Source organism: Kocuria sp. NBRC 114282, assembly GCF_030268385.1.
Classification (GTDB): domain Bacteria; phylum Actinomycetota; class Actinomycetes; order Actinomycetales; family Micrococcaceae; genus Kocuria; species Kocuria palustris.
In genome coordinates, this window is record NZ_BSQO01000012.1 from 1 (window position 1) to 11,921 (window position 11,921).

General features: G+C 67.5%; 12 protein-coding genes, 1 pseudogene and 1 other annotated feature. All 13 genes and pseudogenes read left to right on the forward strand.

The annotated features are described in order from the left end of the window. Positions 1-94 precede the first annotated feature (94 nt). Positions 95-1,090: an IS3 family transposase gene (locus tag QSJ40_RS12265; RefSeq protein ID WP_502875256.1), complete on the forward strand. Its 996-nt coding sequence runs from the start codon at positions 95-97 to the stop codon at positions 1,088-1,090. After that, positions 137-270: a sequence feature (AL1L pseudoknot), on the forward strand. Its footprint overlaps the gene before it by 134 nt. A 131-nt stretch (positions 1,091-1,221) precedes the next feature. Continuing rightward, entirely contained in the window at positions 1,222-1,488 is a 267-nt protein-coding gene (locus QSJ40_RS12270) for an ArsR/SmtB family transcription factor (protein ID WP_387762839.1), read from the forward strand. A gap of 57 nt (positions 1,489-1,545) precedes the next feature. After that, positions 1,546-2,780 (forward strand): IS3 family transposase gene (locus tag QSJ40_RS12275; protein ID WP_285731262.1). Its coding sequence is split into 2 segments (ribosomal slippage): positions 1,546-1,855 and positions 1,855-2,780, totalling 1,236 coding nucleotides; the frame shifts between segments, so codons are not numbered across the junction. Between the two features lie 167 nt (positions 2,781-2,947). Beyond that, a complete protein-coding gene (locus tag QSJ40_RS12280) occupies positions 2,948-3,862 on the forward strand; it encodes a cation diffusion facilitator family transporter (RefSeq protein WP_053447560.1) in 915 nt (304 codons plus the stop codon). A gap of 54 nt (positions 3,863-3,916) precedes the next feature. Continuing rightward, the gene (locus QSJ40_RS12285) at positions 3,917-4,600 is read left to right on the forward strand and encodes a DsbA family protein (protein WP_053447559.1); all 684 of its coding nucleotides are present in this window, start codon (positions 3,917-3,919) and stop codon (positions 4,598-4,600) included. 51 nt (positions 4,601-4,651) lie between these two features. After that, positions 4,652-5,296 carry a vitamin K epoxide reductase family protein gene (locus tag QSJ40_RS12290; protein WP_053447558.1) on the forward strand — a complete coding sequence of 215 codons (645 nt, stop codon included), beginning with the start codon at positions 4,652-4,654 and terminating at the stop codon, positions 5,294-5,296. Positions 5,297-5,448: 152 nt separating this feature from the next. After that, positions 5,449-5,820: an ArsR/SmtB family transcription factor gene (locus QSJ40_RS12295; protein ID WP_053447557.1), complete on the forward strand. Its 372-nt coding sequence runs from the start codon at positions 5,449-5,451 to the stop codon at positions 5,818-5,820. After that, positions 5,817-7,766 carry a heavy metal translocating P-type ATPase gene (locus QSJ40_RS12300; protein WP_053447556.1) on the forward strand — a complete coding sequence of 650 codons (1,950 nt, stop codon included), beginning with the start codon at positions 5,817-5,819 and terminating at the stop codon, positions 7,764-7,766. Before QSJ40_RS12295 ends, QSJ40_RS12300 begins: the two co-directional genes overlap by 4 nt. Then, a complete protein-coding gene (gene lspA / locus QSJ40_RS12305; RefSeq protein ID WP_053447555.1) occupies positions 7,763-8,281 on the forward strand; it encodes a signal peptidase II in 519 nt (172 codons plus the stop codon). The genes QSJ40_RS12300 and lspA overlap by 4 nt, the downstream gene beginning before the upstream one ends. Before the next feature lie 135 nt (positions 8,282-8,416). Further along, positions 8,417-9,022, forward strand: a complete 606-nt coding sequence (locus QSJ40_RS12310; protein ID WP_053447554.1) for a cadmium resistance transporter — start codon at positions 8,417-8,419, stop codon at positions 9,020-9,022. Between the two features lie 239 nt (positions 9,023-9,261). Further along, positions 9,262-9,825 (forward strand): class I SAM-dependent methyltransferase, encoded by a 564-nt coding sequence (locus tag QSJ40_RS12315; RefSeq protein WP_283957224.1) that lies wholly within the window; start codon positions 9,262-9,264, stop codon positions 9,823-9,825. Continuing rightward, positions 9,822-10,349 carry a DinB family protein gene (locus tag QSJ40_RS12320; RefSeq protein ID WP_053447552.1) on the forward strand — a complete coding sequence of 176 codons (528 nt, stop codon included), beginning with the start codon at positions 9,822-9,824 and terminating at the stop codon, positions 10,347-10,349. Before QSJ40_RS12315 ends, QSJ40_RS12320 begins: the two co-directional genes overlap by 4 nt. Before the next feature lie 253 nt (positions 10,350-10,602). Then, positions 10,603-11,790: pseudogene (locus QSJ40_RS12325) on the forward strand (IS256 family transposase); the annotation flags it as partial. Positions 11,791-11,921 lie beyond the last annotated feature (131 nt).

The window sequence follows — 11,921 nt, forward strand, 5'->3', positions numbered from 1 at the left end:
CGCAGGGAACTCGACATGATCCAGGACAGTCTCAACGGGCGCCCTCGGAAGACATTGGGCTATCTGACACCATCAGAGAAGCTCGCAGAGTTCCTTGCGCTCACCGCTTGAATCCGCCGATCCTGAAAAAGGCCTCGGCTTTTTTCGCAGCGGAACTCGACCGCCCCACGACGAGATGATCCGGTTCATCGACATGAACCGCGACGATTTCGGGGTCGAGGCCATCTGCCGCTTCATGCGAGAAACAGAATGTGGGTTCATCACCTCCCGAGCCTACCGGGCTGCGAAAACACGGCCGGCCTCAGCTCGTGCTCTGCGTGATCAATCATTGATCCCGGAAATACAGCGCGTCCATGCGCAGAACTATGGTGTCTACGGGGCGCGGAAGATGTGGCATGCGATGCGCCGAGCAGGCTGGGACCTGGGCCGCGATCAGGTCGCTCGTTTGATGCGTAGCGCCGGGTTGCACGGGGTCCGCCGGGGCCGCAAGCCCAACACCACCCGTCCAGCCCAGGCAGATGATCATCGCCCGGACCTGGTCCAGCGCGACTTCACGGCCGCGGCTCCGCATGAGCTCTGGGTCGCCGACATCACTTATGTGCGTCTTGTGTCGGGATTCTGCTATGTCGCATTCATCACGGATGTCTGCACCCGCAAGATCGTCGGCTGGTCGGTTGCTTCAACGCTGCACACAGATCGCCTGCCGCTTCTGGCTCTGGAACAGGCATTGTTGACGACTGGTGCCCGTCGGGATTCTTCTGGCTTGACGCATCACTCGGATCGAGGGTCTCAATATGTGTCGCTGGCCTACTCGGATGCGCTGATTGCTGCAGGTGTGACTGCTTCGGTCGGTACGGTCGGGGATTCTTATGACAATGCCCTGGCAGAAACGGTCAATGGTCTCTATAAGACCGAGATCATCTACTCCAAGCGCGTCTGGCCCTCGGCTACTGCGGTGGAGATCGCGACGTTGGACTGGGTCCATTGGTGGAACACGGCTCGGCTCCACGAACGACTGGGGTACCGGACCCCGGTCGAGGTCGAGGCTGCTTACACTGACCTCGAGGTGACCGCGCCCGCGGTGCCCTGACCTCGGAACGAAACCCAGGGCGCTTCAGTCAGCGCCCCTGAATGTTGACTCAATGGGGCGCGCCTGCCTCTGGGCGACGGGGACCCAGGAGTGGGCCCGGATCCGTACAGCTCCCGCTGTACGGTTAGTGCATGAGGATCTTGTCCCCGGTCGAGGTGATGTCCCGGTTCGGCAAAGCACTGGCCGATCCCACTCGGGCCGCGGTGCTGCTGCAGTTGCAGCAGGGCCCGGCGGTGCCCTCGGACCTGGCGGTGCCCTCGGACCTGGCGGCCCGGATCGGGGTGAGCCGTCAGATCCTGTCCAATCACCTGGCCTGTTTGCGTGACTGCGGGCTGGTCGTGGGTGTGCCGGCTGGGCGCAACGTGCGCTATGAACTCTCGGACCCGAAGGGGGCTTAACCCCTGATCTTGGACACGCGGAATCCAGCACGATGCTGGGGAAGCGAGAATCCAAGGATGGCAAGGAAGAACTACACCGACGAGTTCCGTCGCCGGGCGGTGGACTTGTACGAGTCCACGCCGGGCGCGACGCTCAAGGGGATCGCGGCGGATCTGGGCGTGTCCCGGGGCTCGTTGAAGGAGTGGGTCGACAAGCTCGGCTCCGGGACCACGAGGACCGGGGAGGTGGTCGCTCCGGTCGCGGGGCGGTCGGAGTCGCAGGCGGCGAAGGTCAGGAGGCTGGAAGCCGAGCTGGCCGCAGCGCAAGCCGAGGCCCACAAGCTCGCGCAGGAGCGGGACATCCTCCGTCAGGCGGCGAAGTATTTCGCCGGGGAGACGAACTGGTGAACCGCTTCCGGTTCGTCGAGGACCACAAGGACGCCTGGGGCGTGAAGCGGTTGTGCGAGGTCGTCGAGGTCGCCCGGTCATCGTTCTACGCGTGGCTGGCCGCCGCGCCGACACGGGCAGCGAGAGCGGCGGCCGACGCGGCGCTGGTGGCGCGGATCCAGGTGCTGCAGGATCCCGCCCGGGGCGGGGACCGCGCCTACGGCGCGCCCCGGGTCACGGCCGACCTCAACGAGGGCACGACGCCCGGCGATCGGGTCAACCACAAGCGAGTAGCCCGCGTGATGCGCGAGCACGGCCTGGCCGGTATCCGGTTGCGCAAGCGCGTGAGGACCACGCTCCCGGACCAGTCCGGCAGGCGGTTCCCCGACCTGCTCGGCCGCGACTTCAGCATCGGCGTGCCGTGCCGCCGCTACGTCGGGGACATCACCTACCTGCCCATCGCCGACGGCACGAACCTCTACCTCGCGTCCTGCATCGATCTGGGCTCACGCAAGCTCGCCGGCTGGAGCATGGCCGATCACATGCGCACCGAGCTCGTCGAGGACGCGCTGAAGGCCGCCTGGCACGAGCGCGGGACGCTGGCCGGGACGGTGTTCCACTCCGACCACGGCGCCGTCTACACATCGAAGGCCTACGCGCAGCTCTGCACGGACCTGGGCGTGACGCAGTCGATGGGCGCGATCGGCTCCTCGGCCGACAACGCCCTCGCCGAGAGCTTCAACGCCGCCCTCAAACGCGAGCTGCTCGAGGGTCGGGCGGGGTTCCCCGACGCGCCGACGGCATACCGGGCCGTGTTCCGGTGGGCGAACCGTTACAACACCCGCAGGCGCCACTGCGCGATCGGCAACATCGCTCCGAACGCCTACGAAGCCGCCGCCTCCGCTACACTCCCGGAAGCGGCATAACCGAAATGACACCGTGTCCAAGATTCAGGGTCAAGGCCCAAGCTGGCCCACGCGTTGGAGGATCTGCTGGGCACGATCCTGACCGTCGAGTCGGTGTGCCGGTGCGGGACACCCGAGTGTGCCGCCGAGGATCTCGCCGATGACGCCACCACCCAGGAGGTTCCGGCATGAGTGGAGAGCACAACCATTCCCACGCCGGCACCGGGCGGCGGGGGAAGCTGGCGGTGGTGTTCGCGATCACCGCCACGATCATGGTCGCGGAGATCATCGGCGCGGTGATCTCGGGCAGCCTGGCGCTGCTGGCCGATGCCGGACACATGTTCACCGACTCGGCCGGACTGCTGATCGCCCTGACCGCCGCGACCTTGGCGCTGAAACCGGCCACCGACAAACGCACCTGGGGGTACCAGCGCGCCGAGATCGTCGCCGCGGCCGCCCAAGCCTCGGTGCTGCTGGCCGTGGGCGGATTCATCGCCGTCGAAGGGGTCCGCCGGCTGTTCGACCCCCCGGAGGTCGAGTCCACGGCCATGCTCTGGTTCGGGGTGATCGGGCTGGTCGGCAACATCATCGGGTTGGCCATCCTCGCCTCGGGCCGGGGGGAGAACCTGAACATGAAGGCCGCGTTCCTGGAAGTGGCCAACGACGCCCTGGGCTCGGTAGCAGTGATCGTCTCCGCGATCGTCATCGCCACCACCGGCTGGACCCAGGTGGATGCGATCGTGTCCCTGCTGATTGCCGCCCTGATCGTCCCCCGGGCCCTGATCCTGCTGCGCGACACCATCGAGGTCCTGATGGAAACCACCCCGAAGGGCCTGGACCTCGATGAGGTCCGCACCCGCCTGGAAGCCCTGCCGCACGTGGTGGGCGTGCATGATCTGCACGCCTCGCGCATCGACTCCGACACCCCGGTGCTCTCGGCCCACGTCACCATCCACGACGGCTGCCTGACCGCTGAGCACGCCGGTGTCGTGCTGGCGGATCTGCAGGCCTGCGTGGCCCGTGACTTCCACGTGGCCATCGAGCACTCCACCTTCCAGATCGAACCGGCCTCCCACCGCCACGATGAGACCCTCCACCCCTAGTGAGCCTCCACCCCCGGTACGCCCCGCTCCCTGAACGCAGAACGGAAACCCCCTGTGAGCACAACCGTCAGCACCATCACCCCACAGCAGAAGTCCTCGAAGGCCAAGATCATCGTGTGGGTCCTCCTGGCCGCCGTCGTGGCAGCCGTGGCCATCCCCATCCTCATCGCCCGGGCCAACTCCACCCCGGCGGTGCCCGATGACGGGGGACAGGTGGTTCGGGAGAACAGCCGGGTGCTCTCCCAGGCCCCGAACGAACAAGCCGTGCTGGTGGAGTTCCTGGACTATGAGTGCGAGTCCTGCCGGGCCGCCTACCCCGTTATCGAGGAGCTGCGGGCCGAATACGCCGACACCGTCACCTTCGTTCACCGCTATTTCCCGTTGCCTGGTCACCGCAACTCCATGAACGCCGCCCTCGCGGTCGAGGCCGCCGCCCAGCAGGGCCAGTACGAGGCGATGTACCAGCGCATGTACGAAACCCAGACCGAATGGGGGGAGTCGGCCGAGGACCAGAGCGCGGTCTTCCGCGGCTTCGCCGAGGACCTCGGCCTGGACATGGCCGCCTTTGATGCCGCGATGGCCGATCCGGCCACCCAGGAGCGCATCGAGCTCGACGTCGCTGACGGTGAGGCTCTGGGCGTGGGCGGAACCCCGATGTTCTTCCTCGATGGGGAAGTGCTCAACCCGGAGACGCTGGAGCAGTTCCGAGCCGAGATCGAAGCCGCCGCCACCAGCTGACTCACTCCGTCACCAGACCACCGACCGCTTGCACCCTCGAGGGGCCCTCCCATGACTGATTCCACGACCATCGACCGCCCCCACGGCAGCGAACCCGACGGGCAGGCGCACCTGCCCGGCTTCGCCCGCCACCGCCCCTTCGCCCTGACCTTGCTGGTGACCGGGGTGATCGGGTGGATCGCCTCAGCGATCCTGGTGCTCGAGCGCTTGGAGCTCTACCGGGACCCCGACCACGTCACCAGCTGCGACATCAACCCGTGGGTGTCCTGCGGTCAGGTCATGGGCACCTGGCAGTCGGAGCTGTTCGGCTTCCCCAACCCGCTGATCGGCATCATCGCCTTCGCCGTGGTCATCACCACCGCCATGGCGGCCCTGGCCGGGGCACGGTTCGGGCGCTGGTACTGGATCGGCCTGCAGATCGGAGTCACCGCTGGCATGGTGTTCGTGATCTGGCTGTGGTCCCAGGCGCTGTTCACCATCTACATCCTGTGCCTGTACTGCATGATCGTGTGGGCGGCGATGATCCCGCTGTTCATCCTGCTCACTGTGCGCAACCTCGCCCACGGCATCATTCCCGCCCCGCCCCGGTTGGTGCGCTTCGCTTCCGAGTGGGCCTGGACCCTGGTGGCGATCACTTACGTGGCCGTGGCCGCCTCGGTGTTCTTCCGCTTCTTCACCGCCTTCACAGGCCTCTGACCAACCCCTGAGCGACCTCGGCCCCGGTATCCCTGAAGGAGGGGCGCCAGGGTCGTGTGCTGTCGGGGGGCAAGAGGGCTGCGGCGCACGGAGGCAAACAACATTACATTGCCCCGGTCCGATCAATCGGTTTTAAGCGATACCATCGGGTCATGCCGAATATTAGTTGTGCGACCGGCCTGGACCCGGCCGTGGCCCTGTTCCATTCCCTGTCCGATCCCACTCGCCTGACCATCGTGGCCCGCTTGGCCGCCGGAGAGGCCCGGGTGCGAGATCTGGTGGAGCAGACCGGACTAGCACAGTCCACCGTCTCGGCCCATGTGGCCTGTCTGCGGGACTGCGGGCTGGTAGCCGGCCGGTCCGAGGGCCGCCAGACCTTCTATGCCCTGGACCGCCCGGAGCTGATGGACCTACTGGCTACCGCCGAAACCCTGCTGGCGGCCACCGGGTCGAAGGTCGCACTGTGCCCGAACTACGGCCGGGACGCCCAGCAGGCCCAAGAGAACCAGGGGGTTGTTCGATGAGTGATGCTTGCTGCGCCCACGACGATCCCGCTCACCACGAGGAGGCGGAGACGGAGCCGGTTGGTTTCTGGCAGGTGAGCGAGGTGCGGTTCGCTACCGCGGCCGGAGCGCTGCTGGCAGTCGGGTGGTTCATCCACCTCCTGGAGGGCTCGGAGTGGTTGACCACCGTCGTGAGCGTGGTGGCGCTGGGGTTGGCGGGGTGGACGTTCGTGCCTTCCACCGTGCGCCAGCTGGCCAAGGGCCGCATCGGGGTCGGCACGTTGATGACGATCGCCGCCGTCGGGGCGGTAGCCCTGGGTGCGATCGAGGAGGCGGCGGCGCTGGCCTTCCTCTACGCGATCGCCGAGGCGTTGGAGGAGTACTCGGTGGCGCGCACCCGGCGCGGGCTGCGTGCGCTGCTGAATCTGGTCCCGGATCGGGCCACGGTGCTCCGTGGCGGGGTGCAGGTCACCGTGGCCCCGGCCGAGCTGGTCCTGGGGGATCGGATGGTGGTCCGTCCCGGGGAGCGGGTGGCCACTGACGGACGGATCCTCACTGGCCGCACCTCGGTGGACACCTCGGCGTTGACCGGGGAGCCCGTGCCGGTGGAGGTCGGACCGGGTTCGGAGGTTTACGCCGGGTCCATCAACGGCACCGGCCCGCTGGAGGTGGAGGTCACCAGCACGGCCGAGGAAAACTCTCTGGCGAAGATCGTGCACATCGTCGAGGCCGAACAGTCCCGCAAGGGCCCCAGCCAGCGGCTGGCCGATGCCATCGCCAGCAAGCTGGTGCCGGGAATCCTCATCGCCGCGGCCCTGATCGTGGCTTACGGGTTCATTGTCGGGGAGCCGCTGCTGTGGTTCGAACGCGCCTTGGTCGTGCTGGTGGCCGCTTCCCCGTGTGCGCTGGCGATCTCGGTGCCCGTCACCGTGGTTGCCTCGGTGGGGGCGGCCAGCCGCATCGGGGTGCTGATCAAGGGCGGGGCCGCGGTGGAGACCCTGGGCAAGATCCGCACCATTGCCTTGGACAAGACCGGCACCCTCACCCGCAACAACCCGGCCGTCATCGAGGTCGCCACCACCGCCGGGGCGACCCGAGAGCGGGTGCTCTCTCTGGCGGCTGGGCTGGAGGCCGCTAGCGAACACCCCCTGGCCCGGGCCATCCTCGCCGCCACATCTGAGCGCGCCGAGGTGACCCACGTGGACACCGTTCCCGGGGCCGGGCTGTACGGCACCTTCGAGAGCGCGCGTCTGCGCCTGGGCCGCCCCGGATGGATCACACCCGGGCCCCTGTCCGCCGAAATCGAGCGGATGCAGCGCGCCGGGGCCACGGCCGTGCTCATCGAGCAGGACGGCAAGGTGCTTGGGGCGATCGCGGTGCGTGATGAGCTGCGCCCGGAGGCCCGAGAGGTGATTACCCGGCTCAACCGCGCCGGATACACCACCGCGATGCTCACCGGGGACAACACCCTCACCGCCACCGCCCTGGCCGAGGCCGCCGGCATCACTCAGGTCCACGCCGACCTGCGCCCGGAGGGCAAAGCAGAGATCATCCGCACCCTCAGGGAGCAGCGCCCCACGGCGATGGTCGGTGACGGCGTCAACGACGCCCCGGCCCTGGCCACCGCTGACATCGGCATCGCCATGGGCGCGATGGGCACCGACGTGGCCATCGAGACCGCCGACATCGCCTTGATGGGCGAGGACCTCCACCACCTGCCCCAGGCTCTCGACCACGCCCGGCGAACCCGGTCGATCATGCTGCAGAATGTCGGGGTGTCCCTGGCGCTGATCGCAGTGCTAATCCCCTTGGCTCTGTTCGGCATCCTGGGGTTGGCCGCGGTGGTGCTGGTGCACGAGGTGGCCGAGATCTTGATCATCGCCAACGGGGTGCGCGCCGGCCGGATCCGCCGTGACACTGCGCGCCTGGCCGCCCAGCCCGCCCCGGCCCTGGAACCGGCCGCATGAGCGACGCACCCCCGCCCCGCACCAGCGCCTCGAGCAGACCGGAGACCCGCAGCAGGAAAGTCGTTCTGCTGGTCGGGGCGGCGGCGCTGGCCGCCGTCGACCTGATCCTCAAAGCCGTGGCCGAAGCCCGGCTTGCGAGCGGCGAGACGGTGGATCTGGGGCTGCTCACGCTGCGCCTGCACCACAATCCCGGGGTGGCCTTCGGCCTCGGGGCGGGCCTGCCCGATTGGGTCGTCATCGCCGCGACCGGACTGATCATCGCGGGGCTGACCTGGTACCTGCTCACTACGGCACCCGCCTTCACCCGGCTGGCCCGTACGGGAGCGACCCTATTGCTCGGGGGCGCGGCTGGGAACTTCCTCGACCGCCTCGACGGCAACGGGGTAGTGGACTACCTGCACACCGGATGGTTCCCCACCTTTAACCTCGCCGACGCCTTCGTCACCACCGGGGTCGTTGTCTTCGTCTTGGGCGCGCTGCTGGCCCCGGAACCCCGCCCCGACCCCACCGAGTAGCGGGCCACCTCACTGCCCACGACCTGCCACCAGGGCCGCCGAGCCGGTTCGCGCCCCGCACGGATGCCGCCGCATCCGAAGGACTGCACAGCAGACGTGAGACAGGGACCTTCCATCCCCGACAAAAGACAAGTTATGGACTTCATCTCCCCCGTGATGCAAGCGATCGGCCTGTTCGCGGCCACCAACATCGACGACATCATCGTGCTCTCCCTGTTCTTCGCCCGCGGAGCCGGGGTCCGAGGCACCACCGTCAAAATCGGGATCGGCCAGTACGTAGGCTTCGGCGGCATCCTGATCGCCTCCGTGCTGGTGACCCTGGGCGCCAGCACCTTTTTGCCGCCCGAGGCCATTCCCTACTTCGGCCTCATCCCCCTGGTCCTCGGCCTCATCGCGGCCTGGAAGGTCTGGCGCAGCGACGACGATGATGACGATGACGAGGGGAAGGTCGCCGGCAAACAGGTCAGCATCTGGACTGTCGCCGCAGTCACCTTCGCCAACGGCGGGGACAACATCGGGGTCTACGTGCCCGTATTCGTCACCGTGGGCCCGACCGCGATGGTGGCCTACTGCATCGCCTTCCTGGCCATGGTCGCGGTGCTGGTGGCCATCGCCAAGTACGTCGCCACCCGCAAACCCATCGCCGAGGTCCTGGAACGGTGGGAACACATCCTGTTCCCGATCGTGCTGATCGGCCTGGGCGTGGCCATCCTCCTCGAGGGCGGGGCCTTCGGCCTCTAACCCACTTGCCGGCTGAGCTCAGCCCCACGACGGGACGCTGGCCCTCCGCGCCCGCCCCGGGGCGGCGTGAACGGCCAGGTCGTCCCACCTCCTGCCTGGACGGTTCACTGCCGTCGATGGTGAAACTAGGCTCGGCGGAAACCATGCGGGTGCGCTAAGAGGTGGAGACCATGCCAAGGATGTCCGCGCTGGAGGCCTTCTTCTGTCGCAGCGCGCCATGGGCTCTTGTGGCCCGGCGGATGGTTCCCTGGGCGACCCAGGGGTTCCCCGTCACCGGGGACGTGCTGGAGATCGGTGGAGGCAGCGGTGCGATGGCCGAAGCCATCGCCCGAGCCCATCCCCGGGTTCGGCTCACCACGACCGACGCCGACCCGGCGATGGTCGAAGCCGCCCAGGACCGCCTGGCCGGATTCCCCCTGACCCAGGCGCGTCAGGCCGATGCCACTCGGTTGCCCTTCGAGGACGAGTCGTTCGACACGGTTCTGAGCTTCCTGATGCTCCACCACGTCATCGAGTGGGAACGCGCGGTGGCCGAGGTGGCCCGGGTTCTGCGACCGGGCGGGGCCTTCGTGGGATACGACCTGCTGGCCTCACGGATGGTATCTCTGGTGCACCGTGCCGATCGGTCACCGCACCGGCTCATCGAACCTGGAGCCTTCGAACCAGTCCTCGACCAGGCCGGCCTGGACCCACTCGCCCTCCGGCTGTCCTTCGGCGGGCCGGTCGTGCGCTTTGTCGCCCACAAGCCGGGCAATGCCCAGGACGCTTCCGGCAACGACATCACTTCCAGGAGCAGCCGATGAACAGCGCGCCCATCACCCCCGAGACCATCCATGAGGAGCTGGAGCGGGTTCGCGCGGACTTCCATGCCCTGGTCACTGAAGCGACCCCTGCGGATCTGCGCCGGCCCTCGTCGGGCACCCGGTGGACCAACGGGCAGCTGCTGTTCCACATGTTCTTCGGCTACCTCATCGTGCGCCGCCTGCTACCCCTGGTGGGCAGGTTGCCCGATCCGGTCAGCCGCATCTTCGCCCGAGCACTGGAGGCCGGCACCCGAGCTTTCCACGTCATCAACTACCAGAGCGACCGGGGTGCGGCCCGGGTGATCCACGGCCCGCGGCTGATCCGGTGGTTCGACCGCACCCTCGACTTTCTGCAGGCCCGGCTCAGAATCGAGTCGGAGGATGCGCTGGCCCGCGGGATGCACATGCCGGTGCACTGGGATCCCTACTTCCGGGACTGGATGAGCCTGGCCGAGATCTACCACTACGACACCCAGCACTACGACCACCACCGTCAGCAATTGACGCTCAGCCGAGCACCGTGAACCCGCTCCGATTCACGGACCTGGTGATGCATGTTGCGGTTCCGGCGTGGACATCGTGCACGTCTGCTCCACGTCACCGCGGGAACCGCTGAAAACGCTGGTCGGGCCATCCTGATCCCAGGGATGTGCCGGTACCTCGATAGCCTGGGTTAAAGGGACTGTACGTTTTTCGGTGTAACTCCCGAACTGGGAGGTATGACCGATGGATGACGTGATGGCATCGCAGAACGTGGAGGTTCAGGAGCCCGTGACCATGACTGGGGAGCAGCGGCAGGGCGCCGAGCATCGCGGCAAGGAGGTGCCGGCGGTGGACCGGGCTCTGGTGGCGCAGCTGGTGGCCGGTGCCCGAGAGCAGGGCCTGGACCTGGCCGGGGAGAACGGGCTGCTGGGCCAGCTGACGAAGCTGGTGCTGGAGTCGGCTCTGGAGGGCGAGATCACCGACCACCTGGGCTACGAGCCCCACGAGCGTGGCGGATCCAGCGACGGCAACAGCCGTAACGGCACCCGGGCGAAGACGGTGCTGACCAAGGCTGGGCCGGTGGCGGTCGAGGTGCCCCGCGACCGTGCCGGGACATTCGAGCCGGCCATTGTGAAGAAGCGGCAGCGGCGGCTGGGCAGCGTGGAAGACATGGTGCTCTCACTGTCCGCCCGCGGGCTGACACACGGGGACATCAGTGCACACCTGGTCGAGGTCTACGGCGCGGACGTGTCCAAGACGACGATCTCCACGATCACGGACAAGGTCCTCGAGGGCATGTCCGAGTGGCAGAACCGTCCGCTGGACCCGGTGTATCCGGTGGTCTTCGTGGACTGCATCCACGTGAAGGTGCGTGACGGTCAGGTCGCCAACCGGCCAATCTACATCGCCCTGGCCGTGACCGTGGACGGCAACCGCGACATCCTCGGGCTGTGGGCCGGGGACGGCGGAGAGGGCGCGAAGTACTGGCTGCAGGTCCTGACCGAGATCAAGAACCGTGGGGTCGAGGATGTGCTCATGCTCGTCTGCGACGGTCTCAAGGGCCTGCCTGATTCCGTGGCCACCGTGTGGCCGGCCACGATCGCGCAGACCTGCGTGGTGCATCTGATGCGCAACAGCTTCCGCTACGCCGCCCGGCAGGACTGGGACGCGATCTCGCGGGCCCTCAAGCCCGTCTACCAGGCCGCGACCGTGGCCGAGGCCGAGGAGCGCTTCTTGGAGTTCCAGGAGAAGTGGGGTCGGAAGTACCCGGCGATCGTGCGGCTGTGGTCCAACTCCTGGGCGGAGTTCGTGCCGTTCTTACAGTTCGACCGCGAGATCCGTCGGGTGGTGTGCACCACGAACGCGATCGAGTCGGTCAACGCCCGCATCCGCAAGGCCGTCAAGGCGCGTGGCCACTTCCCGAACGAGCAGGCCGCGCTCAAGTGCGTCTATCTCGCCGTGATGGCCCTGGACCCGACCGGCAAGGTGAATCGCCCCGGGTCTGGTGGAGGCTCTGAATCCACGGGAGGATGAGGAGCATGGCAGCACCGAGGAAGTACCCCGACGAGCTTCGGGAGAGAGCCACGAGGATGGCAGTTCAGTCACGGCGCGAT